This window comes from Pseudomonas sp. SG20052 (genome assembly GCF_031766055.1).
Classification (GTDB): Bacteria; Pseudomonadota; Gammaproteobacteria; order Pseudomonadales; family Pseudomonadaceae; genus Aquipseudomonas; species Aquipseudomonas mandelii.
The window spans coordinates 2,174,145-2,196,580 of sequence record NZ_CP134498.1 but is presented as its reverse complement, the minus strand read 5'-3'; the positions used below and the strand labels follow the sequence as shown (position 1 = coordinate 2,196,580).

The 22,436-nt window shown below is 60.5% G+C and carries 25 protein-coding genes and 1 pseudogene; 11 read left to right on the top strand and 15 right to left on the bottom strand.

Going from position 1 to position 22,436, the window contains the following annotated elements:
• Nucleotides 1-45: 45 nt before the first annotated feature.
• On the top strand, nt 46-486 hold the full coding sequence (locus RHP74_RS09920; RefSeq protein WP_007944798.1) for a CBS domain-containing protein: 441 nt from the start codon (nt 46-48) through the stop codon (nt 484-486).
• A 67-nt stretch (nt 487-553) separates the two neighbouring features.
• On the opposite strand, the gene RHP74_RS09915 is transcribed toward RHP74_RS09920, so the two are convergent.
• Entirely contained in the window at nt 554-1,177 is a 624-nt protein-coding gene (locus tag RHP74_RS09915) for a glutathione S-transferase (protein ID WP_010458616.1), read from the bottom strand.
• A gap of 159 nt (nt 1,178-1,336) precedes the next feature.
• On the opposite strand from RHP74_RS09915, the gene RHP74_RS09910 reads away from it, so the two are divergent.
• The 3 genes from RHP74_RS09910 (at nt 1,337) to RHP74_RS09900 (ending at nt 3,194) form a co-directional block, all read left to right on the top strand.
• Complete coding sequence (locus RHP74_RS09910) at nt 1,337-1,858, top strand: DUF3455 domain-containing protein (RefSeq protein WP_200668088.1); 522 nt, start codon at nt 1,337-1,339, stop codon at nt 1,856-1,858.
• Between the two features lie 92 nt (nt 1,859-1,950).
• Entirely contained in the window at nt 1,951-2,478 is a 528-nt protein-coding gene (locus tag RHP74_RS09905) for a sigma-70 family RNA polymerase sigma factor (protein WP_010458612.1), read from the top strand.
• Complete coding sequence (locus RHP74_RS09900; protein WP_077750019.1) at nt 2,475-3,194, top strand: anti-sigma factor domain-containing protein; 720 nt, start codon at nt 2,475-2,477, stop codon at nt 3,192-3,194. The genes RHP74_RS09905 and RHP74_RS09900 overlap by 4 nt, the downstream gene beginning before the upstream one ends.
• Before the next feature lie 6 nt (nt 3,195-3,200).
• Here the strand turns inward: RHP74_RS09900 and RHP74_RS09895 are convergent, their stop codons facing one another.
• Nucleotides 3,201-3,821 carry an isochorismatase family cysteine hydrolase gene (locus tag RHP74_RS09895; protein ID WP_311099165.1) on the bottom strand — a complete coding sequence of 207 codons (621 nt, stop codon included), beginning with the start codon at nt 3,819-3,821 and terminating at the stop codon, nt 3,201-3,203.
• 225 nt (nt 3,822-4,046) lie between these two features.
• On the opposite strand from RHP74_RS09895, the gene RHP74_RS09890 reads away from it, so the two are divergent.
• Entirely contained in the window at nt 4,047-4,409 is a 363-nt protein-coding gene (locus RHP74_RS09890) for a hypothetical protein (RefSeq protein WP_311099164.1), read from the top strand.
• Nucleotides 4,410-4,488: 79 nt separating this feature from the next.
• Here RHP74_RS09890 and RHP74_RS09885 read toward each other — a convergent pair whose 3' ends face one another.
• Nucleotides 4,489-5,583, bottom strand: coding sequence for a DUF1615 domain-containing protein (locus RHP74_RS09885; protein ID WP_077750525.1), 1,095 nt, complete (start codon nt 5,581-5,583; stop codon nt 4,489-4,491).
• 196 nt (nt 5,584-5,779) lie between these two features.
• On the opposite strand from RHP74_RS09885, the gene RHP74_RS09880 reads away from it, so the two are divergent.
• Nucleotides 5,780-7,315 (top strand): FAD-dependent monooxygenase, encoded by a 1,536-nt coding sequence (locus tag RHP74_RS09880; protein WP_311099162.1) that lies wholly within the window; start codon nt 5,780-5,782, stop codon nt 7,313-7,315.
• 123 nt (nt 7,316-7,438) lie between these two features.
• Here RHP74_RS09880 and hemB read toward each other — a convergent pair whose 3' ends face one another.
• The 3 genes from hemB to RHP74_RS09865 form a co-directional block, all read right to left on the bottom strand.
• Nucleotides 7,439-8,413 carry a porphobilinogen synthase gene (gene hemB / locus RHP74_RS09875; RefSeq protein WP_077750523.1) on the bottom strand — a complete coding sequence of 325 codons (975 nt, stop codon included), beginning with the start codon at nt 8,411-8,413 and terminating at the stop codon, nt 7,439-7,441.
• Nucleotides 8,414-8,647: 234 nt separating this feature from the next.
• On the bottom strand, nt 8,648-9,490 hold the full coding sequence (locus tag RHP74_RS09870; protein ID WP_169857397.1) for a PhzF family phenazine biosynthesis protein: 843 nt from the start codon (nt 9,488-9,490) through the stop codon (nt 8,648-8,650).
• Between the two features lie 33 nt (nt 9,491-9,523).
• Nucleotides 9,524-10,222, bottom strand: a complete 699-nt coding sequence (locus RHP74_RS09865) for a glutathione binding-like protein (protein WP_311099158.1) — start codon at nt 10,220-10,222, stop codon at nt 9,524-9,526.
• Between the two features lie 359 nt (nt 10,223-10,581).
• Here RHP74_RS09865 and RHP74_RS09860 point away from each other — a divergent pair, with 359 nt between their 5' ends.
• Nucleotides 10,582-11,253 (top strand): histidine phosphatase family protein, encoded by a 672-nt coding sequence (locus RHP74_RS09860; RefSeq protein WP_311100451.1) that lies wholly within the window; start codon nt 10,582-10,584, stop codon nt 11,251-11,253.
• A 719-nt stretch (nt 11,254-11,972) separates the two neighbouring features.
• Here the strand turns inward: RHP74_RS09860 and mnmH are convergent.
• Together mnmH and selD are read right to left on the bottom strand one after the other, a co-directional pair.
• Complete coding sequence (mnmH, locus tag RHP74_RS09855; protein ID WP_311099155.1) at nt 11,973-13,076, bottom strand: tRNA 2-selenouridine(34) synthase MnmH; 1,104 nt, start codon at nt 13,074-13,076, stop codon at nt 11,973-11,975.
• Nucleotides 13,076-14,110, bottom strand: coding sequence for a selenide, water dikinase SelD (gene selD / locus RHP74_RS09850; RefSeq protein WP_010458591.1), 1,035 nt, complete (start codon nt 14,108-14,110; stop codon nt 13,076-13,078). The genes mnmH and selD overlap by 1 nt, the downstream gene beginning before the upstream one ends.
• A gap of 273 nt (nt 14,111-14,383) precedes the next feature.
• Between selD and RHP74_RS09845 the strand changes: the two genes are divergently transcribed.
• Nucleotides 14,384-15,340 (top strand): nucleoside-specific channel-forming protein Tsx, encoded by a 957-nt coding sequence (locus RHP74_RS09845; RefSeq protein ID WP_042932198.1) that lies wholly within the window; start codon nt 14,384-14,386, stop codon nt 15,338-15,340.
• 24 nt (nt 15,341-15,364) lie between these two features.
• Complete coding sequence (locus tag RHP74_RS09840) at nt 15,365-16,387, top strand: purine nucleoside permease (RefSeq protein WP_311099150.1); 1,023 nt, start codon at nt 15,365-15,367, stop codon at nt 16,385-16,387.
• Nucleotides 16,388-16,507: 120 nt separating this feature from the next.
• Here the strand turns inward: RHP74_RS09840 and RHP74_RS09835 are convergent, their stop codons facing one another.
• The 3 genes from RHP74_RS09835 to RHP74_RS09825 all read right to left on the bottom strand — a co-directional run bounded on the left by RHP74_RS09835 (nt 16,508) and on the right by RHP74_RS09825 (nt 18,700).
• On the bottom strand, nt 16,508-17,464 hold the full coding sequence (locus RHP74_RS09835; protein ID WP_311099148.1) for a zinc-binding alcohol dehydrogenase family protein: 957 nt from the start codon (nt 17,462-17,464) through the stop codon (nt 16,508-16,510).
• A 30-nt stretch (nt 17,465-17,494) separates the two neighbouring features.
• On the bottom strand, nt 17,495-17,668 hold the full coding sequence (locus RHP74_RS09830; protein ID WP_010458583.1) for a DUF1427 family protein: 174 nt from the start codon (nt 17,666-17,668) through the stop codon (nt 17,495-17,497).
• A gap of 246 nt (nt 17,669-17,914) precedes the next feature.
• Nucleotides 17,915-18,700, bottom strand: a complete 786-nt coding sequence (locus RHP74_RS09825; RefSeq protein WP_311099147.1) for a helix-turn-helix transcriptional regulator — start codon at nt 18,698-18,700, stop codon at nt 17,915-17,917.
• A 145-nt stretch (nt 18,701-18,845) separates the two neighbouring features.
• Here RHP74_RS09825 and RHP74_RS09820 point away from each other — a divergent pair, with 145 nt between their 5' ends.
• Complete coding sequence (locus RHP74_RS09820) at nt 18,846-19,073, top strand: DUF6555 family protein (RefSeq protein WP_010458578.1); 228 nt, start codon at nt 18,846-18,848, stop codon at nt 19,071-19,073.
• Between the two features lie 67 nt (nt 19,074-19,140).
• Here the strand turns inward: RHP74_RS09820 and RHP74_RS09815 are convergent, their stop codons facing one another.
• The 3 genes from RHP74_RS09815 to RHP74_RS09805 all read right to left on the bottom strand — a co-directional run bounded on the left by RHP74_RS09815 (nt 19,141) and on the right by RHP74_RS09805 (nt 20,333).
• The gene (locus RHP74_RS09815; protein WP_010458576.1) at nt 19,141-19,308 is read right to left on the bottom strand and encodes a metallothionein; all 168 of its coding nucleotides are present in this window, start codon (nt 19,306-19,308) and stop codon (nt 19,141-19,143) included.
• Nucleotides 19,309-19,392: 84 nt separating this feature from the next.
• Nucleotides 19,393-19,848, bottom strand: coding sequence for a DMT family transporter (locus RHP74_RS09810; protein ID WP_010458574.1), 456 nt, complete (start codon nt 19,846-19,848; stop codon nt 19,393-19,395).
• The gene (locus RHP74_RS09805; RefSeq protein WP_077748863.1) at nt 19,848-20,333 is read right to left on the bottom strand and encodes a DMT family transporter; all 486 of its coding nucleotides are present in this window, start codon (nt 20,331-20,333) and stop codon (nt 19,848-19,850) included. The genes RHP74_RS09810 and RHP74_RS09805 overlap by 1 nt, the downstream gene beginning before the upstream one ends.
• A 225-nt stretch (nt 20,334-20,558) precedes the next feature.
• On the opposite strand from RHP74_RS09805, the gene RHP74_RS09800 reads away from it, so the two are divergent.
• The gene (locus RHP74_RS09800; RefSeq protein WP_311099142.1) at nt 20,559-21,494 is read left to right on the top strand and encodes a LysR family transcriptional regulator; all 936 of its coding nucleotides are present in this window, start codon (nt 20,559-20,561) and stop codon (nt 21,492-21,494) included.
• 105 nt (nt 21,495-21,599) lie between these two features.
• Here RHP74_RS09800 and RHP74_RS31380 read toward each other — a convergent pair.
• Nucleotides 21,600-22,190: pseudogene (locus RHP74_RS31380) on the bottom strand (methyl-accepting chemotaxis protein); the annotation flags it as partial.
• Between the last annotated feature and the right edge of the window lie 246 nt (nt 22,191-22,436).

Here is a 22,436-nt window from a genome sequence, read left to right as displayed (position 1 = left end):
GGTCTACGATTCTTCAATAACAACGACAACACCTGAGAAGCCATCATGAAAACCGTCGCCCAACTGCTCAAGTTGAAAGATCAGAAAAATCAGGAAGTGCACCAGATCAAACCCGATCACATGGTGCTCGAAGCCCTGATGAAGATGGCCGAAAAGAACGTCGGCGCCTTGTTGGTGGTGGAGAATGACGAAGTGCTGGGGATCATCAGCGAGCGGGACTACGCGCGCAAACTGGTGCTGCATGGCCGTTCTTCGGTGGGCACGCCGGTTCGCGACATCATGGTGTCGCCGGTGATCACCGTGGACACCCATCAAACCGTTGATACCTGCCTGGGCATCATGTCCGACAGACGCCTGCGCCACCTGCCTGTGGTGGAAAACGGCAAGTTGATCGGCTTGCTGTCGATCGGTGACCTGGTCAAGGAAGCCATCGCCGAACAGGCTGAATTGATTCGCCAGTTGGAGCAGTACATTCGCGGCGAGTGACTCTGAAGTTACGCAGTTCCCCTGTGGGAGCGAGCAGGCTCGCTCCCACTTTTGATTTGCCTGGTTTTCAGGTTGGCCAATGCCGGGCGAAAACCGGTGCCAGCGTCGGGTGGCGGTCGATTCGCGTCAGCCACGCATAAAAACCGGGTCGGGCATTGCGCAGATGCTCACGACTGCCCGCCCATCGCGTCACCACCGCCGCCAGCACATCCAGTGCCCCAGGCGTCTCGTCGTCCAGGTACAACTCGCCCGAGAACTGATCGGCAAACACCTCCCAACTCCAGTGCAACCGTCGACGGGCGCCGGCCATGAGGTTTTCCATGGCCGATTGATTCGGCTCGATCAGCCAGCGCTCGGGGTAATCGATGATGCCGATGGCCGCATAGCAATTGCTGACGATGTACACCAGGCCCCGGATCGCTTGATCACGCTCGGCGGGCGTGTTCGACAGCAGGTTTGACTCGGGAAACGCGAGCCCCAGATGAATCAGGATCGCCGCGCTTTCGGTGAGGACGCTGCCGTCGGGCAATTGCAAGGTGGGAATCTGCTTGAGCGGGTTGAGTTTCTCCAGGGCTTTGGCAGCCTCCGCAGACGACTCGACGTCGATAAAACGATAAGGGATTTCACAGAGTTCGAGGGCGGCCTCTATCGCGGCGGCGCCGGAATTCTGGTGTCCGTAGAGCTGGTACATAAGCACCCCCCTTCAAGAGTGTCTCTTTGTAGCATCTGATACTGACCATGCTGGAAAATTTCTTTTTATGCCACTGCATCCAAATCGCTTTCCGATGGGTAGTACCAGTAGCAGCCCCTGAGGCTGCCGAGCAGATTACTCATTTACGGAGCGCTATTCATGAATGCCAAACAGCTGATTTGCCTTGCCGGTTTGTTCGTCGCGGGCCCAATGGCCTACGCCCAGTCAGGTCTGCCCGACAGCATCAAGGTCCCGGACGGGCACAAGGTCGCCCTGGAAACCACCGGTGTCGGCGAGATCACTTACGAATGCCGTGACAAGGTCAATGCCGCCGGCCAGACCGAATGGTTCTTTGTCGGCCCCAAAGCGGTACTCAATGATCGCAGCGGCAAACAGGTCGGCACCTATTTCGGACCGCCTGCCACCTGGCAGGCGAAAGACGGTTCGAAAGTCACCGGCACTCAACTGGCTGTCGCGCCTTCGAGTCCGGGCAACCTGCCCTATCAATTGGTCAAGGCCAACCCGGCCGAAGGAAAAGGCGCAATGACCGGCGTCAGCTACATCCAGCGCGTCGCCCTCAAAGGTGGCGTGGCTCCGAGCGCTGAATGCTCGGCGGCCAACAAGGGCAAGCAAGAAGTGGTGAAGTACCAGGCGGATTATATTTTCTGGGCGGCCAACTGACACCAGGCCTGCGGGAAATTGGTCTACGCTGCTCAGCATTGGCCCCGGTCCGATGGCCCGGGGCTGCTGCCCATTATTGACGGCTGAACTCAGTGTCCTTACCCGAAACTCTTTTCGATTACGAAGCCCATATCGCCGCCTGCGCCCGCGGTGAGCGTCAGGCCCTGCGTGATTTGTATGTGCAGGAGAGTCCGCGCCTGCTGGGCGTTGCCAAACGCCTGGTGCGTGACACTGCGCTGGCGGAAGACATCGTCCACGATGCCTTCATCAAGATATGGAATGGCGCCGCGCAGTTCGACCCGGCGCGAGGATCGGCGCGGGGCTGGATATTCAGTTTGACGCGACATCTGGCCCTGAATTTCATCCGTGACAACAGCCGCGAGATTCAAGGTGATTTCGATGGGGTGGACGACACGGCAACCTTCGATGCCCAGGCTCATTCCGGGCGCATTCATCAGTGCCTGGAACAACTGGAGCCTGCAAGGCGCGCCTGTATCCTGCATGCCTACGTCGACGGATATTCTCATACTGAAATCTCACACAAACTCGGCACCCCGCTGGGCACCGTCAAAGCCTGGATCAAGCGGAGCCTGACGGCACTGCGGGAGTGCATGGGATGATCAGCAAACCGACGAATGAAACCCCGGAAGAACTCGACGAACTGGCCAGCGAATATGTGTTGGGCACCCTGTCCGCAGAGCTTCGCACCCAGGTCCGACAGCGCCTGCGCGACGAACCTGATTTGCGGGCCGCCGTGGACGCCTGGGAGCGTCGCCTGCTCGGCCTGACCGATCTGGCAGAACCTCACCCGCCGTCACCCTACCTTTGGCAGCGTATCGAGCGCAGCGTGAACAAGGTGACACGGCCACCGTCGCTCATCGCGGCTCAGTCTTTATCCTGGTGGAATCTGTTGCCGCTCTGGCGCGGGCTCGCCGGTGCAGGGCTGGCGGCCACGTTGCTGCTCGGCGCCTTGATGCTGACGCAAACCACCGTCAAGCCTACCTACCTGGTGGTGTTGGTCGGTCCTCAGGACAAGGCTCCTGGCTGGGTGATCCAGGCCAGCAACCCGAGGGAAATCCAGCTGATTCCGCTGGGTGTCATTGAGGTCCCGGCCGACAAGGCGCTCGAGTTCTGGACCAAGGCCGATGACTGGCAAGGACCGGTGTCTCTGGGCTTGGTCAAACCGGGACAGACCCTATCGATTCCGCTCGACAAATTGCCGCCACTGCAACCCAATCAACTGTTCGAGCTGACCCTGGAAAATCCGCAGGGCTCACCGATCGGCAAGCCGACCGGGCCGATTCAATTCATCGGTCGGGCAGTGAAAGTCATCTGAGCGCGATCAACCGAGCGCCGCGATCAACTCCGCCGTCGTGACAATCGAGTGGGCATACGTCGGTCCATTGATCTCATGCGCGGCGTGCATGGCCTCGGCACTGAACGCGGCCGTGGCGTCGCGCACCAGCGTGACGTGATAGCCCAGTTCGGCGGCGAACCTGGCGGTGCTTTCGATGCACGTATTGGCGAGCATCCCCACCACCACAACCTTGTTGATCCCGTGCTGTTTGAGCAGATAGTCCAGATCGGTGTTGGCAAAACCACTGCCGCCCCAGTGTTCCTTGACGACCACGTCACCGGCCTGTGGCTGGAAATCCGGGTGCCATTCCCCGCCCCAGGTTCCGGCGGCAAATACTTGCGCACGGCTGGCGCCTTGTTGATAGGGAGTGGGGTGTTTCCAGCGCGCCAGTTCATCGGGCTCGGCGCGGTGATGCGGAACATAGAAAACCTGGATGCCGGCCTTGCGAACAGCCGCCACCACGGTTTTCAGGTTGGCCAGCGTACCGACGCTGTCAGCCACCGGTTGAGCGCGGCCATGCAGTTTGCCGCCTTCGCTGAGGAAGTCGTTGTAAGGATCCACCAGCAGCAGGCCGGTGTGCTCGGGAGCATGGGAACTGGCACTCATGATCGACTCCTCGAAGGCAAAGGCACGCGCCAGCTATCCAGTGTAGAAGCGCCGATCGACCCCGCCGCCGCCATCCGACGACTGAACCATCACGCCCGCGTGAGGGGGATCGTGTCACCTATCAATGCCGTCGATGTTCACCATCACCTCAATGAAGTTCTCATAAAAAATCCGCGGCGTAACATCGCCTCCATACCAAACAACTACACCCCGGAGCACACCATCATGAAACGCCAAATCCTTCTCAGCATCGCTTTCTCGGTTTTTGCAGTTAACGCTTTCGCCGCTTCTTCTGCTCACCCGGTTGTCGCTGAAGGCGGCTCGGATCGTCTGATCGAAAGTCGTGTGGCTGAAGGTGGTTCCGATCGTCTGATCGAAAACCGCGTTGCTGAAGGTGGTTCGGATCGTCTGATCGAAAGCCGCGTCGCTGAAGGTGGTTCGGATCGTCTGATCGAAAACCGCGTCGCTGAAGGTGGTTCGGATCGTCTGATCGAAAACCGCGTCGCTGAAGGTGGTTCGGATCGTCTGATCGAAAACCGCGTCGCTGAAGGTGGTTCGGATCGCCTGATCGAAAGCCGCGCTGTATAAATGAAGGGTTTTACCGCAGTACTCAATGAAAAACCCGGCCTCATCAGCCGGGTTTTTTTTGCCTGTTTTTTGCAGCCGGTCACTTGCCCGCCCGTGTCATGCAGCGCTGATAACGCTCATCCACCCGCTTGGCAAACCACGCCGTCGTGAGTTTGCGGGTGATTTTCGGGCTTTGCAGCACGATCCCCGGCAACACTGCACGAGGCAACGGTCGACCTTCCGCCTTCTCGGCCAGGTCGAACACCCGTGCATAAAGCTGGGTGTCCTCGAACTGCAGGTTTTTGCCCTCCTCCAATTGATCGCGAATGGTCGTGTTGCGCATGCCCAATTGCTTGCCAAGGCTGCGCACCGCCAATTCCGTGGTGCCCGGCATGATCGCGTCATAGCGCACCAGATCACCATCCAGCGCCAAAGGGATGCCTGACGCTCGACTCACCGCATTCTGAAACGCCGCATTGCGGCTGGCGTACCAACCGGCATTGAAATCGGCGAAGCGATACAGCGGCTGTTTGTAGCTCACCGGGTACCCGAGCAAGTGAGCAATGCCGAAGTACATGCCGCCGCGACGGCTGAACACTTCACGACGGATCGAGCCGTTCACCGGATACGGATAATCCCGTGCCTGTTGCTCGGCGAAGTCGATGCTGACCTGCATCGGCCCACCGGTGTGCACCGGATTGAGCCCTCCAAACAAGGTCCGCCCCATGGGCACAATGCCGATGAAGTCATCGAAAATCGCGCTGAGTTCTTTTTCGCTGCGCGCCGCATTCAGCCGGTCGCTGTAGCTTTTACCGTTGGATGAACTGACCTGCAGTGCACCGCTGACCAGCAGGCTGGGGATATGGACTTTAGCGGCACGACGGTCGATCTCTTCGCGGGCGATCTTGCCCAGGCCCGGCACGGGTGGGTCGACCTGGAAGGTCGACTCTTGCTCGGTGACCGCGAGCACCGAACACAGGTTTTGCGTGGAGGGATAGATGTTCTGCGCGGCAAAAGCGGCGTAGATGTCCGTGGCCCAGCCTTGGCGGTCAACGGTTTTCGCTGGCAGCAGGCGCACGATCTCGGCCTTGACCTCGGCGGGTTTGCGGGCCGGCAACTCCTGAGTGCGCTGGGTGCCGCAACCCGCCAGCACCAGCAGCGCCGCGAGACTCATGATCAATCGATTGGCTTGCATGGTGCTCCATCAACTCTTCTGAACCGGGTTAACCATACGATCAAAGGCATGGCGCAGGCTATGACTGCTGCCGCAACGCCCCGTTCCCCTTCATCCCCCACCACTTCACGGTTGCGGGCCTTTTCCGTTGGGCGGCCTGCCTTTTCATATCCCCGTGCTGGACCATACTTGTGCCACACACCGAGGAGACAGGCTCATGAACCGTAGCGACGTGCTGATCGTCGGCGCCGGCCCGACCGGGCTGGTATTGGCGCTGTGGCTGAGCAAACTGGGGATTGGGGTAAGGATTATCGACAAGACGTCGGCCCCCGGCACCACGTCCCGGGCGCTGGCGGTCCAGGCACGGACGCTGGAGCTTTACCGTCAGCTCGATCTCAGCAATGCCGTGGTACAAAAAGGCCACCGGGTGGACGCAGCGAATTTCTGGGTCAAGGGCGAGCCCGTAGCGCGCTTGCCATTGACCGGCATCGGCGAGGGGCTGACGCCTTACGCGTTTCTCGAGATGTTCCCTCAGGATGAGCACGAACAATTGCTGATTGAACGCCTCGAAGGGTTCGGTATCAAGGTCGAACGCGGCACCGAACTGGAGGGTTTTGAAGAGACCGGCGATGGCATCAGTGCAAGGCTGCGCTTGCACGATGGCCAACAGGAAATCTGCCAGGCGTGTTACCTGGCGGGTTGCGACGGCGCCCGGTCAATCGTGCTCAAGACCCTCGACACCGGTTTTCCCGGCGGCACCTACCAGCAGGTTTTCTACGTGGCGGACGTGCAGGCTCACGGGCCGACGTTCAACGGCGAACTGCACCTGGACCTGGATGAAGCGGACTTTCTCGCGGTGTTTCCGTTAGCCGGCGAAGGCCGCGCCCGCTTGATCGGCACCGTGCGCGACGAGCGCGCCGACCGTGCTGAAACCCTCGGGTTTGCCGACGTCAGCAGTCGGGCCATCGAACACCTGAAGGTGCAGATTGAGCAGGTCAACTGGTTCTCGACGTATCGTGTGCATCATCGGGTGGCGGATCACTTTCGCAACGGTCGCGCCTTTCTATTGGGCGACGCGGCCCACGTCCACAGCCCGGCGGGCGGTCAGGGCATGAACACCGGGATCGGCGATGCCATCAACCTGGCCTGGAAGCTGGCGGCCGTCTTGAGCGGCGGCGCCACAGCCACGCTGCTCGACACCTACGAAACCGAACGCATCACCTTCGCCCGCAAACTGGTGGCCACCACCGACCGGGTCTTCACCTTCGTGACTGCCGAAGGGCGCATGGCCGATTTGTTGCGCACCCGTCTGGCACCGTTCCTGATCCCTAAAATGGCCTCATTCGAAACGTCCCGCGAGTTTCTGTTTCGCACGGTGTCGCAGATCACCCTGAACTATCGTGGGACAGCATTGAGCACGGGGGTCGCGGGCCACGTTCATGGCGGCGACCGCCTGCCCTGGGCTCACGACGGTGAGGGGGACAATTTCGAATCGCTGAAGTGTCTGACCTGGCAGGTGCATGTGTATGGCGACACCAGTGACGAAATGATCGCCTGGTGCCACGAGCATCACCTGCCGTTGCACGTGTTCGACTGGCGGCCGGCGTTTGAAGCGGCGGGGTTGGGGCGTAACGGCTTTTATCTGCTGCGTCCGGATACGTATGTGGCGATTGCCGACAGCTCGGCGGACCCCAAGGTGATTGAGCGGTATTTCAAGGAGCACGGGATCCGGCCGTTTTTCGGCAGCCCCTGAGCCCCCAGTATTTACTGTGGGAGTGAGCCTGCTCGCGATGGCGGCGTATCAGTCAATACATGGGTCGAATGACAAGACGCCATCGCGAGCAGGCTCACTCCTACAGGGGTTCCGAGGTGTTTCTTAGATCCCGGCCAGGGCCAGGTCCATCGCGAAGTAGGTAAAGATCAGATCCGCCCCCGCCCGCTTGATCGCGCCAAGGCTTTCACGCACCACGCGGTCCTCATCAATCGCCCCGGCCTGCGCGGCGAATTTGATCATCGCGTACTCGCCGCTGACCTGATACGCCGACAACGGCAAACGCGACACTTCGCGAATGTCGCGGATGATGTCCAGGTACGCGCCGGCCGGTTTGACCATCAGCGCATCGGCGCCTTCCTGCTCGTCCATCAGAGACTCGCGCACCGCTTCGCGGCGGTTCATCGGGTTCATCTGGTAGCTTTTGCGGTCGCCTTTCAACGCGCTGCCGCCAGCTTCGCGGAACGGGCCGTAGAGCGCAGACGCAAATTTGGTCGAATAGGCCATGATCGCGGTCTGGGTGAAACCGGCTTGGTCGAGGGCCCGGCGAATGGCCTGGACCTGCCCGTCCATGGCCGCTGACGGTGCAATCACATCCGCACCGGCCCGTGCCGCCGCCACGGCTTGTTTGCCGAGGTTGATCAGGGTCTGGTCGTTGTCGACTTCATGGTTGTGCATCACGCCACAATGGCCGTGGTCGGTGTATTCGCAGAAGCAGGTGTCGGACATCACGATCATCTCCGGCACCGCGTCCTTGGCAATGCGCGACATGCGCGACACCAGGCCGTTGTCGCTCCAGGTGTCGCTGCCACTGCTGTCCAGGTGATGGGACACGCCGAACGTCATCACCGACTTGATCCCGGCGCGGGCGTAACGCTCGATCTCACCGGCTAGTTTCGACTCTGGAATACGCATCACGCCGGGCATGCTTTTGATCGGCACGAAGTCATCGATTTCTTCCTCGACGAAAATCGGCAGCACCAGGTCGTTCAGACTGAACTCGGTTTCCTGGAACAGGCTGCGCAGGCTCGCATTGCGGCGCAGACGGCGTGGACGTGCTTCGGGGAACTGGCTGGACATGAGGGGTTCCTGAAAAACGGAGATCGAGATGAAAGTCGTAGGGGGCGAAGCTTATGCCCTCAAAGGCGCGGGGCACAAACCTCGATCGCCCAAGACTGCGTTACCGAGGCCGCAATAATCGCGCGATATAACGCGGTTCCCTGTGGGAGCGGGCTTGCTCGCGAAGACGGCGGCACATCCAACAAAGATGTATCTGACGCACCGCCTTCGCGAGCAAGCCCGCGCCCACAAGTTTTAGATTTCCAGCACACCGCTGATGCAGGTCACCACCGAACCACCAATCCAGATCTCATCACCCACCTGCTCCACCTGAATGCGCCCGGCGCGGCCCATGGTCAGGCCCTGGCTGACCACGTAGGACGCCGGCGCCAGGCCTTCGGCAAGCAACCACTGCGCAATCCCGGCGTTCAAGCTGCCGGTAGCCGGGTCTTCCGGCATGCCATCGCCGGAGATGAAAGCGCGCACTTCAAACTGCGCGTCATCGCCATCGCGCTCAGGGTGCCATGGCGCTATCACGCCGACGGCCAGGCCCAGCATCTGTGAATGATCCGGCTGCAAATCCAGGACCTGTCGGCGGTCCTCGACCATCACCGCCAACCAGCCGGCACCGTTATCGACCCATTGAGCCCGGACAATCGCCCCCGGCTCCAGTCGCAGCCCTCGGCGCACACGCTCGACGACGTCAGCGTCCACCGGCCCTGTCTTGATCAGTGGCGGCGCGAGAAAGGCCAGCTCCGCGCCTTGCCTGCGGACCCGCACCAGACCGACGCCGCACTCCTGAATGATCTCCTCGCCCTTGGGCACGCCCCCGGCCTCAAGCCATGCATGGCAAGTGCCCAAGGTCGGGTGACCGGCGAACGGCAACTCGGTGAGGGTGGTGAAGATCCGTACCCGATAGTCGGCGCGAGGGTCGCGCGGTTCGAGGATGAATGTGGTTTCGCTGAGGTTGGTCCAGCTTGCGAACGCCGCCATGCGTTCATCGCTGAGCCTGTCTGCGTCGAACACGACTGCCAACGGATTGCCCTTGAGTGCAACCTGGCTGAAGACATCTACTTGTTTGAAATCGAATGAGCTCATTGCCTGCCTTGGTCTTGAGAGAGTCGAAGATATCTACTTGGGAATTTCCAGCCCGCGTATCACCGCCGGCCGCGCCAGGAAGCGCTCCAGCACGCGCGTGACGTTGGGGAAATCCTTGATGCCCACCAGATCGCCAGCTTCATAGAAGCCGATCAGGTTGCGCACCCACGGAAAGGTCGCGATGTCGGCAATGGTGTAGCGTTCGCCCATGATCCAGTCGCGCCCTTGCAGACGGCTGTCCAGTACTTTCAGCAGGCGTTTGCTTTCGTCGACGTAGCGGTCACGGGGACGTTTGTCCTCGTAGTCCTTGCCGGCGAACTTATTGAAGAACCCGAGCTGGCCAAACATCGGCCCGATGCCACCCATCTGGAACATCAGCCACTGGATCGTCTCGTAACGCGCCGCCGACTCCTGCGCCAGTAACTGGCCGCTCTTGTCGGCAAGGTAAATCAGGATCGCCCCGGACTCGAACAGCGGCAGGGGTTTGTCATCAGGGCCGTGGGGATCGAGGATCGCCGGGATCTTGTTGTTGGGGTTCAGCGACAGAAATTCGGGGGACATCTGATCGTTGCTGTCGAAGCCCACGCGATGGGGTTCGTAGGGCAGACCGATCTCTTCGAGAATGATCGAGACCTTGACGCCATTGGGGGTCGGCAAGGAGTACAGCTGAATCCAGTCCGGGTATTGGGCCGGCCATTTTTGGGTAATCGGGAACGCGGACAGATCGGTCATGGGGAGCATCCACAGTGAACAGTAAGCGCTGATCATAATGGAGGAGACTGGTTTTTTGCGTATCAATCTTGTTGATGAAGAAGATCAAAACATTGCAGTCATCGTTCTGCGCCGCTACCTGTACCGTGTCCATAAATCCGCAACATCCTGTCGATAACCTCTGCTCCAACCCATGCAAGGTTACCGGTACATTGCGGCGCACTCGCCGGAATCGAACCAAATGGGCTTCAGAGGACTCTGAGAACTGCCCTTTCGGAAACGGACCGGCCCAATGACATGGAAAACACCCGATGCTGGGAGCTCGTGGTGTAAAGGTTTGTCAGCCTTAACCGAATGCGCTGAAGATCACCTATTAAATGATGACCCTTTTCAAATTTGCCGATCGCTTCAAGCAACGCGCGTATGTCGTCCTGCCCTCCCTGCTGGCGATGAGCGCGTTGTTTTTGTCGCTGGAGTCCAGTGAAAGCCGCGCCCAACCGGCAGACGGCACCCAGACCCTGGTATTCCTGCGTCACGCGGAAAAACCCGAAGGTGGTCTAGGCCAGCTCAACTGCCAGGGCCTGAACCGTGCCATCGACCTGGCCACCTTGCTGCCGGAAAAATTCGGCAAGGCCAATTACGTCTTTGCCGCCAACCCGACACGTAATGTCGAGGAAGGCGAACTGGACAATTCCTACAGCTACATTCGCCCCCTGATGACCATCAGCCCCAGCGCGATCAAGCTCGGCTTGCCGGTGAACATCAACTTTTCAGCCAACGACACCAGCGACCTGGCCGATGAATTGCTCCACGACAAGTACCACAACTCGGTCATCTACACCGCCTGGTCCCACGGTTACCTGCCCGAGCTGATCAACAAGGTCGCGGGAGATGCAGTCGGAAAGAAACAGAAGATCACCGAAGACTGGGAATCCAGCGACTACGACTCGCTGTTTGTGCTCACGCTGACCTGGCATAACGGCAAGGCGAGCCTGCAGAGCCATAGCTACAAGCAAGGGCTCGATAATGGGCGGGAGACGTGTCCGACGTAAGCAGTCGATACCCTCCAGGCATTAAAGTTTATAGCGTCTGTCTGGGCCCTATCGCGAGCAGGCTCGCTCCCACACTGGATTTCCGGCGCGACACAAATCCAGTGTAGGAGCGAGCCTGCTCGCGATGGGGCCAGAAAAAACAATACATCCCTGTCGGTTGATCTCCCACATTGGATCTCCGGCGCGATACAGATCCAGTGTAGGAGCGAGCCTGCTCGCGATGGGGTCAGAAAAACCGACACATCACTGTCGGTTGATCTCCCACATTGAATCTCCGGCGCGACACAGATCCAGTGTGGGAGCGAGCCTGCTCGCGATGGGGCCAGAAAAACCAATACATCACTGTCGGTTGATCTCCCACATTGGATCTCCGGCGCGACACAGATCCAGTGTAGGAGCGAGCCTGCTCGCGATGGGGCCAGAAAACCAACCCATCACTGTCGGTTGATCTCCCTCATTGGATCTCCGGCGCGACACAAATCCAGTGTGGGAGCGAGCCTGCTCGCGATGGGGCCAGAAAAACCAACACATCACTGTCGGTTGATCTCCCACATTGGATCTCCGGCGCGACACAAATCCAGTGTGGGAGCGAGCCTGCTCGCGATGGGGCCAGAAAACCAACCCATCACTGTCGGTTGATCTCCCTCATTGGATTTCCGGTGCGACACAAATCCAGTGTGGGAGCGAGCCTGCTCGCGATGGGGCCGGCAAAAACAACCTCACCCTCGCTGATTGATGCGCTCTAGCAAGTATTCGAGAACCGCTTCCCGCTCCCCGGCAAACTCAATCCGCGCGCCCTTCTTCTCCCGCTGAAAGGCATACATCGGATCGTAATACTCACGCAGCAACCCTTCGATCCAGCCTCGGTGCAAATCCACCGCCCCGCTTTTCGCCTGCTCCGCCAACGCGTCTTCCATCAAGATCAACATCCGCCGGTGCCGTTCACCGCCCAGGCGCTTCTGCACATTGTTCAAGCTTTCCAGCAGACGCTCGGAAAACAGCGCAAAGCCTTCATCGCCATGCACGCTGATGAACTCGGCACACAAGTCCACGACGTAATCGCGCAAGATCCGTTCGACCCGCCCTTCCTGGCTGTCCTCCAGCCAGACCATCGGGTACTGCTGCATGCCCTGAAACAGCGGCAAGGGCAACGCGCAGCTGCCGATCGCCCGGCTTTCGTCTTCCAGCACAAACTGCTCGATGCCGTGAGCGCGCTTCTTCAGCACGTCTACCGCCAGGCGGTTTTCAAAGTCGATATTGGACGGTTGGACGGTGGCGCGCTTGCCGAAGCTGGAACCGCGATGATTGGCGTGGCCTTCGAGGTCCAGGCCGTTGCGTAACTGCGTGAGCACCTCGGTCTTGCCGGTGCCGGTCATGCCGCCCAGCAATACGAAATCGCACTGGGCAACGGCCTGATCGACCGTGTCCAGCAAGAAGCTGCGCATGGCCTTGTAGCCGCCACCGACGCGCGGATAGTCGATGCCGGCCTCGTCCTTGAGCCACTGCTGGACGATCTGCGAACGCAAGCCGCCGCGAAAACAATACAAATAGCCCTCGGGGTGCGCCCGGGCAAAATCGGCCCAGGCCTGGATGCGTTCGGCCTTGATCTCGCCGGACACCAGTTGATGCCCCAGGGTGATCGCCGCTTGCTGGCCGTGTTGCTTGTAGCAGGTGCCGATCCGCTGCCGCTCGTGGTCGTTCATCAGCGGCAGATTGACCACCCCGGGGAACGCGCCCTTGTGGAATTCGATCGGCGCGCGGGCATCCAGCATCGGCCGGTCGTTGAGAAAGATGTCGCGGTAGTCGGTGAAGTCGATTGACATCAAAACACCTCGACCGCGTGGGTCTGTCGCTCGACCAGCTCACCGATTGGCTCAAGGGCCAGGCCCAATTCGCTGGCCACTTTGAGGAATTGCTCGTTGCCTTCGGGCGTGACCGCCACCAGCAGGCCGCCGCTGGTCTGCGGATCGCACAGCACCCGTTTATGCAGTTCCTGCACGCGCCCGACCTTGCTCGCGTAACTGTCGAAATTACGCAGGGTGCCGCCCGGCACGCAGCCCTGGTCGAGGTAATACTCGACACCCGGCAGACGCGGCACACGGTTGTATTCGATGCGTGCGGTGACGTTGCTGCCGTCGGCCATTTCCACCAGATGCCCCAACAAGCCGAAACCGGTGACGTCGGTCATCGCCGTCACGCCGTCGAGCTTGCCGAAACGGCTGCCGGGTTTGTTCAGGGTGCACATCCAGTCGCGAGCCAGGCCAATGTCGGCCGTGCGCAGCTTGCCCTTCTTCTCGGCGGTGGTGAGGATGCCGATGCCCAGCGGTTTGGTGAGGTAAAGCAGGCAACCGGCGGTGGCGGTGTCGTTGCGCTTCATGTGGCGCTTTTCAACCAGCCCGGTCACCGCCAAGCCGAAGATCGGCTCCGGGGCGTCGATGGAATGCCCACCGGCCAACGGAATGCCCGCCTCGTCACACACCGAACGTCCACCGCGAATCACTTCCCGGGCAATCTCCGGCGCCAATACATTCACCGGCCAGCCAAGGATCGCAATCGCCATCAGCGGATCACCGCCCATGGCGTAGATATCGCTGATGGCGTTGGTGGCGGCAATGCGGCCGAAATCGAACGGGTCGTCGACGATCGGCATAAAGAAGTCGGTGGTCGAGACCACGCCGCGTTCTTCGTCGATCGCGTACACCGCCGCGTCATCGCGCGAGGCATTGCCGACCCAAAGCCTGGGGTCGAGGTTCTGCGCGCCGCTGCCGGCCAGAATCACCTCAAGCACTTGCGGCGAAATTTTGCAGCCACAGCCGGCGCCGTGGCTGTATTGGGTCAGACGAATCGGCTCGCTCATGGGAATACCTCGTGAAGACAATGGGGGCGAGTCTACCATTGGCGGTCAATCCAAGGCGCAACACCACCTGCCTTGTAGCAGCTACAGAAGTGTCAGTTCGCGTAACTGACCAACCCGACAATAAAAAACCTTATTTCGTCGATTTTTCATGGAATTGAAATAATTGGCATCTGTTATGCAAACGTTTGCGAGTCGCTGATATAGACGTTTTCGCGACATAACCGCGCAAGCCCGAAGAATCGGGCTTTTGATCCGCACGAAAAGGGACTTTTAATGCACCGCACGTCCAGCCGCGTGACTTGCTCGCGCACTCTTGCTGTTTCCTTGCTGCTGGCCAGCGTTACAGGACTACTCAGCAGCACCGTTTTGGCGCAATCCGCGCCCGCCGAAGAATCCGCCCAGGGCGAAACCCTGAGTCCCGAAGCCAGCCCGCCGAAAAAAGGCGTTTACCTGTCGGACTGGTTCAATCAGGACCTGACCGTCATCGGCAGCAAAGACATCAGTTTCGGCCCGCAACCGGCCGACGATATTTACCTGGAGTACGAGTACTTCGGGCGCAAAGGGCCGTTCGAGTTGTACGGCTACATCGACATCCCGAAGATCTTCGACATCGGCAACAGTCATGACAAAGGCGTGTGGGACCACGGTTCGCCGGTGTTCATGGAGCACGAACCGCGCATTTCCATCGACCACCTTGCCGGCCGCAGCCTGGCCATCGGGCCGTTCAAAGAATGGTACGTGGCGTTCGACTGGATCTACGACCACGGCAGCAACAGCGCCAACCGCGCCAATACGCTTTACAGCGGCCTGGGCACCGACATCGACACCCACTCGCGAGTCAACTTGTCGGCGAACTTCTACGGGCGTTATCAGTGGGAAAACTACGGCGCCAGCAACGAGTATTCGTGGGACGGCTACCGTGCCCAGCTCAAATACATCGTGCCGATCAGCAGCTTCAGCAACGGCGCGTCACTCACGTACATCGGCTTCACCAACTTCGATTTCGGCTCCGACCTGCACAAGGACAACCCGGCCCGCACCGCCAACGCCACCGTCGCCACCAACGTCTTGCTGTACTCGTTCACACACTTGCGCTTCACCCTGGTCGGCCGTTACTTCCACAACGGCGGCAACTGGGAGGATGGCAGCGAGTTGAATTTCGGCGACGGCGACTTCCGCGCTCGCTCCAACGGCTGGGGTTACTACGCCGGCATCGGTTATCAGTTCTGAGGCTTGATTGAACCTGGAGGTTTTATGAATGCAATGACGCGTATGTCCCTGGCCTGTGCCGCCCTGCTCTCTTCCACTGCCTGGGCAAGCGAAGCACCGATCCAGCCGAAAGTGATGCTGATCACCATGTTCGCCCCCGAGGCGCAAAACTGGATCGATCGTCTGGAGCTCAAGCAGGAAGTTCGAGTGCCGGGCCTGTCCGCCGAGTACCCGACCATTCGCTGCAACACGCAGCAGGTGTGCCTGATGGTCACCGGCATGGGCCAGACCAACGCCGCAGCTTCGACACTGGCCCTGGCCCTGTCGCCGAAATTCGACCTGCGTAAAAGCTACTTCCTGATCGCCGGCATTGCCGGCATCAGCCCGAAACACGGGACCATTGGCACCACCGCGTGGGCCCATTACCTGGTGGAGTTCGGCACCCAGTGGGAACTGGATTCGCGAGACGCTCCGAAAGACTGGCCGACCGGATACATCGGCATCAACACCCAAGGCCCGAACCAAAAACCGCCGCTGGACTACAAGACCGAAGTGTTCGAGCTCAATCCGAAGTTGCAGGCCAAGGCATTCGCCCTGACGCACAACGTCAAGCTGAGCGAGAGCAAGGAATCGGCGGCATGGCGCCTGAAATACCCGTCGGCCCCGGCCAATCAGCCACCGGCGGTGACGAAGTGCGACACGCTGGCCGGCAACACCTGGTTTTCCGGGACGCGCTTGAGTGAACGTGCCGAGGTCTGGACCAAGCTGTTGACCGACGACAAAGGCGAGTACTGCACGACGCAACAGGAAGATAACTCCACCTACGAAGCGCTGCTGCGGGCCAGTCGGGAGGGCCTGGTGGACGTGCAACGCCTGGCGGTGGTGCGCGCGGGCTCCGACTTTGATCGACCGGCCCCGGGCCAGAGCGAGGTGGACAACCTGCTCAAGTATGCGGATCAGGGCGGGTTTGTGCCGGCACTGGAGAACCTGTACCGGACGGGGAATCCGTTGGTGCTTGAGATCTTGAACAATTGGTCGGCGTGGGAGAATGGTGTTCCCGAGGCTTGATCTGACAATGCAAAACCCTGTGGGAGCGAGCCTGCTCGCGATGACGGTGTATCAGGCAACACAAATGTCGACTGACACTCCGTCATCGCGAGCAGGCTCACTCCCACATTTTGATCGGCGTTACGGCAACAAAATCACCTTGTCCCCGGCACCTTGGTTCACTTCTTCATACCGTTCCAGCCCTTCGGCCAGCGGCGATTCAAACAACCCTTCCGGCAACGGCAACAACCCCTGATCAAAGAACTTGCCGAACTGATCGAGCATCGCCGCACACGCCTGCACGCCATACAACAACGAATTGATCCCCACCACCGAACCGCCCTTGCGATACAACGCCAGCGCCGGCAGTTGCACCATGCCGTCGACCGGAGCCGCGATGATCGCGATGCGGCCGAACGCCGCGAGCGCCGGGACCGAGGCCGGTAGCCAGAAGCCGGTGGTGTCGAAAATCACGTCGGCGCCGCCGGTATACACGGCCTGCACCTGCGCCCCCAGCTCGTCCGGTTTATCCAGTTGTAGCGTCTGATACCCCTGCGCCTGCAGATCCTTGACCTGCTCGGGTCGCCGCGCCGCCGCCAGGACTTGAGCACCCCGCACCTTGGCCAACGCCAGCGCGGCACTGCCGACCGCCCCGCCACCGATCACCAACAGCCGCGTTGCAGCAGTCACCAGACTGCGTTCCAGCGCATCCCACGCCGTGGTGTACGGCACGCCGAGGCTGGCGGCCTGGGCGAAGCTCAGATGGGTGGGTTTGAGCGCCACGCCATTGGCCGGCAGTTTGACGAATTGCGCATGGGAGCCATCGGCAAAAAAACCCAGTTCACGACCGGTGCCCCAGACTTCCTGACCGATCAGTGTCTGCGGCCCTTCAACCACCACACCGGCGAAATCCCGACCGGGAATCCGTGGCAAGGTGGTGTAGGGAAACCGTCCCAACACATTCTTCACATCGCTGGGGTTGAGGCCGGCCGCCTTGATCTGCACCAGCACTTCATCGGCGCCGGGAACGGGGGTCGGGACATCGACATAACGCAAGGCCGACAGGTCGCCGGTCTGGTCGAATTGCAGTGCTTTCATGGGAGTGTCCATCGCATAAAGAAAGGGGTTTCAGGAGACCCAGCCAGCCACCAGTTGCCGGCCCATGGGCCACAACTTTTCGCCGGCGAGCATGCCCAGCAGGCCCACCAGGGCAATGGCCGGTGGGGCGGGCGAACGAAAATCCAGTGCGCCGTAGAGCAGGCCGACGCCCAGACCAATGACCAGCGAGATGAGGTAGCTCATGGCAGACTCCGTGGGCAAACAAGGTATGCCTGAAGTCTAAAGAGCGTTGGCGGCGGGCATCGGCCAAGTGCTTCTGAATATCGGCCAAAGCGCGGCGGGTGCACTGCCAATTGTGTAGCGGCGGAGCCCTGTAGGCGTGAGCCTGTTCGCGATAGCGGAGTGTCAGTCGACATCTGTGCTACCTGATACACCGCTATCGCGAGCAGGCTCACGCCTACAAGGTTTTCGCTCTGCTACAGGGGTGCGTCATGGCTGGACGGGGTGTTGGCTCCCCGCAAACTGCGAAGGCGCGACACCCAGTTCCCGGCGGAACATGTCGCTGAAGCTGCTCGGCGAATAGCCCAGTTCGCGGGCAATCGTGCTGACCGGCACGCCTTGAATCAACTCCGCTGCCGCGGTCGCCAATTGCACCTGCCGCCGCCATTCGGAGAAGCCCATGCCCAGGCCTTCCTTGAACAGCCGTGCCAGGGTGCGCACGCTGGCACCGGCATTTTCCGCGTGCTGCTCGAAGGGAATGGCCAGCGAGGGCGCGGCCATGACCGCCTGACACAGGTTCATCAGGCGTCGGTCGGAATCATCCGGCAACGGGATTTTCAACAGCGAACGCCTGGCTCGTCTAAGCTCCAGCAACGCCAGGCCGACCAGCGCCTCGTAGTACTCGGGCGCGCCATCATCGCCCTGCTCCACCAGCCCGACGATCAGCTCACGCAGCAGCCCGCCGACTTCGATCACCTGAACACTGTCATCCAACGTGACCGCCAATGAGGGCCGAAGGTAGATGTTGCGCATCTGCAGGTCCGAGACCACGCGGATGCCATGCGGCACGCCCGGCGGCAGCCATACCGCCCGTTGCGGCGGCACCACCAACGCCTCTTGGGGCGTTTCCACCCACATGACCCCGCTCATGGCGTACAGCAATTGGCCCCATTCATGCTCGTGGGGCTCGATGTACAAGCCACGCGAGTAAGTGCGTGCCAGCGGTTGCACGGGCACATCGGTGTCACTCAGGTCTGGCGGGGCGGCAAGGGCCATGGGCAATGATCATTGGGGTTTTCAGGTCTTGCATGGTAACGGGCCACTCACCTTGTCGCCACCGGCGGCAGCCGTCTGACAATCCGAATGAATTTTCCTTAACCCCAACGATCCTTGTATTACCACAGGGAGGAATACGGGCTTTATGAACAACGCAAAACTTTTCGTCATTGAATACACCCTTCATGGCGCGCCAAAGTCTTTCATTATCCGCCTGGACAAAATGGACAACGCGGAGGCTTGGCACTGGGCCAGTTGTGACGCAGGGGTTGGACGAATACCCCGCTTTGGCCGAGAGAAGGTGCAAAAAACCAGCAAGCCGCTGGCGGAGAAATTCGGCATCGAAAATGTGACGTGGCGACCGGCGGGCTGAGCATTACAGGGGGTAGTTATCCGACATTGAAAGTGGAGCCCGAGAGGCTCCACTTCATGTTGATGAGCTATTTGGCGTGTGCGCACTTGCAACCTTTGCTCGCACACTCCTCGCCATGTTCGTGGTGCTTGGCGCACGCTTCACAGCAATAGTGTTTGCCGTGACGCGCTATCGGGTGCTCGCCCAGTTTGCAGGAGCATTTGGGGCAGTCGCAGGTACTTTCACTGTCGATCATGAGTCTGACTCCTTGGGTGTGGTCGTCGCGTGCGGCAAATGCGCACTTCACTCATCAGTGTAGGAGCTACAAAATGGCGCGCAGTTACTCGCTTCGGGTGCTGCTGCGATACATGAACAGCAACGCCAGTGCCAGGCACACCATCGCCAGCAACCGACTGCTCGACAACTCGATCGCCGGGTTACCCAGCCAGCCGAAGTTATCGATCAACATCCCCATGCCCAACTGCCCGACGATCACCGCCACGGTTGCCACCGCCGTGCCGACCCGCGGCACCGCGCCGACCATGACCATCATGTAGACGACGCCGAACAAGGCACCGCTGAGTTGCCATTTCGGCACGTCCAGCAGGCTCACGGCATGGGCCGGTTCAAAAAACAGGATCAGCAACCCGGTGACCACCGCGCCCACTGCGAAGGTCAGCAAACTGCTGCGCAAAACGCCGACGGTTTCCCCCAGGCGCCCGTTGATCGCCGCCTGGATACTCAACACCGCGCCGGCGGCCACCACCACGGCCAACAAAATAATCAGATTCATCATCAACCCCGAGCAATCAGAACAAGTGCCGCGACAATCAGCAGCAACGCTAGCCAACGCTCTCCGTTGACCTTTTTGCGGGTGGCGCCGAACCATCCGAAGTGGTCGATCAACACGCTTTTGCCGACCTGCCCGGAGAGGATCGCGATCATCGTCATCGCGATCCCGATGTGCGGCGTGGCCAGGGTCAGCACCACCACGTAGATCGGCCCGAGGAAGCCGCCGATCAACTGCCAGCGCGGCAAGGTGTTCAACGCCGGACCTTGTTGCTTGCCGCTGAACAACAACAGCAGAAACAGAATCGCCGAGCCGACGCCGAAGATGCTCAACGTCGCCCATAAATGCCCGACCTGAACCCCGAGCGGTCCGAGCAGACCGGCCTCTACGGAAAGGCCCATGCCGGCGAGGATCACCAGAGGCAGCAGCAACAGCCGCAGCCCTGGTTTGGCCGCTGGCACTGAAGCGATGTCGATTGAAGAAGATGGCATAAGGAAAACCTGCTCGTCAGATGAATACGGCCCCGGTAGGAGCGAAGCTTGCTCGCGAAGGCGTCATATCAGTCGACATTTCCGGCGCCTGACACGCCGCCTTCGCGAGCAACCTTCGCTCCTGCCAAGGGGCTGTTGTGGCAGGCATTATCGGCTGGCGATCCTTTGCGATAAATGGGAGCATCCCGACAACACTTTTGCGCAACTCGCACAACAGGATCGACCATGCATGGCCTCAACGAGCTTGGATTCAAGGCACTTCGGCTGTTTGTCGCGGTGCTCGACCATGGCAGCTTCTCCGAAGTCGCCCGCCGCGAGGGCCTGGCACCCTCGTCGATTTCCCGGCAGATCCAGTTGATGGAACAGGCCTTGAACCAGCAATTGCTCTACCGTCACACGCGCGCCGTCACGCCCACCGAAGCCGGCCGCATGCTCGGTCATCATGCGCGGCTGGTGCTGGTGCAACTGGAGGAAGCCGAACAGGCCTTGCAGGAACAGCAAAGCGAACCCAGCGGGCTGGTGCGGATCAATGCACCGGTGGTCTTCGGGCAACGGCATCTGACGCCGTGGCTGGGGTTGTTGTGCGAGCGCTATCCGAAACTGCAACTGGATATCCAGCAAACCGACAGCTACGTCGACCCGTTGCAGGAAGGCGCCGATTTGCTGTTTCGCATTGGCCCGCTGCACGATTCGAGCATGCAGGCGCGGATCCTGGCGCCCCATCGCTTTCAAGTGGCCGCCAGCCCGGCCTACCTCAAACGCCATGGCACGCCGCACCATCCCGAAGAATTGGCGGCGCATCAGTGCCTGGCCTACAAGGGCGTGGCCGGGCAGCAACGCTGGTTTTTCCGCAAGGACGCGCAGGACTGGACGCCCTACTCCGTCAAAGGCCCGATCACCGGCAACCACGCCGACACGCTCACGCAAGCCGCCGAACAAGGCCTGGGGTTGGTGATGTTTCCGTCGTGGCTGATCGGCGAGGCGGTGCGCAATGGCACGCTGGTGCCGGTGCTGGGGGAATATCAGGTGTCCAACAGCCTCGAACCGCAGCAGATTGCGGTGCTGTGGCCAGGTAGCCGACGGTTGTCGGTGAAGGTGCGCACGGTGATTGATTTCTTCGTGGAGTGCTTCGGAACGGTGCCCTACTGGGACAGCCCCTGACACCAAACAAACCCTGTGGGAGCGAGCCGGCTCGCGATGGGGCCGGCACATCCAACATTAATATTGGCTGACAGACCGCTATCGCGAGCAGGCTCGCGTCGCTTGTCAGATCCGGAACTGGCCGACCAGTTTGCCCAGGCGCTGGCCGAGGTCGGCTAGGCTGCGTGAGGTCTGGGCACCGAGTTGGGTTTCGTCGGCGACGCTGTCCACCGCCACGGCGATCTGATGCACGCTGCGGTTGATCTCTTCGGCCACCGCGGTCTGCTCTTCAGCCGCGCTTGCGATTTGCGCGTTCATCGAATTGATGGTGCCGATCAGCTGGGCCATGGTGTCCAGCGATGCGCCGGCTTCATTGGCCTGGGCCGAGGTGCCATCGCCCGCTTCGCTGGAACGACGCATCGCTTCCACCGCCGATTGGGTCCCGGCCTGCAAGCGGTCGATCATGCCCTGGATTTCCTGGGTGCTGATCTGCGTGCGGCTGGCCAACGCCCGCACTTCGTCGGCCACCACCGCAAAACCACGACCGGCTTCACCGGCACGCGCGGCTTCAATGGCAGCGTTCAGTGCCAGCAAGTTGGTCTGTTCGGCAATCGAACGAATCACCCCCAGCACGCTGACAATCGACGAAACGTCTTTTTGCAGGCTGTCGAGGGACACGCCACTGCTGCGGATGTCGTTCACCAACGCATGAATTTTCACTATGCTGCCGGCCACCACACGCTTGGCGGCCTGGCCTTCTTCGTCGGTTTGTTGGGCCGCTACCGCCGCGTTTTGTGCGCTTTTCGCCACTTCCTGAGCCGCCGCCGACATTTCGTTGATCGCCGTGGCGACCTGATCGGTTTCGTGACGCTGACGCTCCATGGCCTGATCCGAGCGCTGGGCCTGGTCGGAGACCTGATTCACCAGGCCGGTCAGTTGCGACGTCATTTCAGTGATCTGACG

Excerpts from the sequence above, each read along its gene's own strand:
- RHP74_RS09820 (WP_010458578.1), top strand. The coding sequence starts at position 18,846 with ATGAACAACGCAAAACTTTTCGTCATTGAATACACCCTTCATGGCGCG.
- RHP74_RS09915 (WP_010458616.1), bottom strand. The coding sequence starts at position 1,177 with ATGTACCAGCTCTACGGACACCAGAATTCCGGCGCCGCCGCGATAGAG.
- mnmH (WP_311099155.1), bottom strand. The coding sequence starts at position 13,076 with ATGTCAATCGACTTCACCGACTACCGCGACATCTTTCTCAACGACCGG.
- RHP74_RS09865 (WP_311099158.1), bottom strand. The coding sequence starts at position 10,222 with ATGACCGATCTGTCCGCGTTCCCGATTACCCAAAAATGGCCGGCCCAA.
- RHP74_RS09815 (WP_010458576.1), bottom strand. The coding sequence starts at position 19,308 with ATGATCGACAGTGAAAGTACCTGCGACTGCCCCAAATGCTCCTGCAAA.
- RHP74_RS09810 (WP_010458574.1), bottom strand. The coding sequence starts at position 19,848 with ATGATGAATCTGATTATTTTGTTGGCCGTGGTGGTGGCCGCCGGCGCG.
- hemB (WP_077750523.1), bottom strand. The coding sequence starts at position 8,413 with ATGTCCAGCCAGTTCCCCGAAGCACGTCCACGCCGTCTGCGCCGCAAT.
- RHP74_RS09900 (WP_077750019.1), top strand. The coding sequence starts at position 2,475 with ATGATCAGCAAACCGACGAATGAAACCCCGGAAGAACTCGACGAACTG.
- RHP74_RS09845 (WP_042932198.1), top strand. The coding sequence starts at position 14,384 with ATGCACCGCACGTCCAGCCGCGTGACTTGCTCGCGCACTCTTGCTGTT.
- RHP74_RS09840 (WP_311099150.1), top strand. The coding sequence starts at position 15,365 with ATGAATGCAATGACGCGTATGTCCCTGGCCTGTGCCGCCCTGCTCTCT.
- RHP74_RS09885 (WP_077750525.1), bottom strand. The coding sequence starts at position 5,583 with ATGCAAGCCAATCGATTGATCATGAGTCTCGCGGCGCTGCTGGTGCTG.
- RHP74_RS09825 (WP_311099147.1), bottom strand. The coding sequence starts at position 18,700 with ATGGCCCTTGCCGCCCCGCCAGACCTGAGTGACACCGATGTGCCCGTG.
- RHP74_RS09805 (WP_077748863.1), bottom strand. The coding sequence starts at position 20,333 with ATGCCATCTTCTTCAATCGACATCGCTTCAGTGCCAGCGGCCAAACCA.
- RHP74_RS09860 (WP_311100451.1), top strand. The coding sequence starts at position 10,582 with ATGACCCTTTTCAAATTTGCCGATCGCTTCAAGCAACGCGCGTATGTC.
- RHP74_RS09890 (WP_311099164.1), top strand. The coding sequence starts at position 4,047 with ATGAAACGCCAAATCCTTCTCAGCATCGCTTTCTCGGTTTTTGCAGTT.
- RHP74_RS09870 (WP_169857397.1), bottom strand. The coding sequence starts at position 9,490 with ATGAGCTCATTCGATTTCAAACAAGTAGATGTCTTCAGCCAGGTTGCA.
- RHP74_RS09895 (WP_311099165.1), bottom strand. The coding sequence starts at position 3,821 with ATGAGTGCCAGTTCCCATGCTCCCGAGCACACCGGCCTGCTGCTGGTG.
- RHP74_RS09830 (WP_010458583.1), bottom strand. The coding sequence starts at position 17,668 with ATGAGCTACCTCATCTCGCTGGTCATTGGTCTGGGCGTCGGCCTGCTC.
- RHP74_RS09920 (WP_007944798.1), top strand. The coding sequence starts at position 46 with ATGAAAACCGTCGCCCAACTGCTCAAGTTGAAAGATCAGAAAAATCAG.
- selD (WP_010458591.1), bottom strand. The coding sequence starts at position 14,110 with ATGAGCGAGCCGATTCGTCTGACCCAATACAGCCACGGCGCCGGCTGT.
- RHP74_RS09835 (WP_311099148.1), bottom strand. The coding sequence starts at position 17,464 with ATGAAAGCACTGCAATTCGACCAGACCGGCGACCTGTCGGCCTTGCGT.
- RHP74_RS09800 (WP_311099142.1), top strand. The coding sequence starts at position 20,559 with ATGCATGGCCTCAACGAGCTTGGATTCAAGGCACTTCGGCTGTTTGTC.
- RHP74_RS09880 (WP_311099162.1), top strand. The coding sequence starts at position 5,780 with ATGAACCGTAGCGACGTGCTGATCGTCGGCGCCGGCCCGACCGGGCTG.
- RHP74_RS09910 (WP_200668088.1), top strand. The coding sequence starts at position 1,337 with ATGAATGCCAAACAGCTGATTTGCCTTGCCGGTTTGTTCGTCGCGGGC.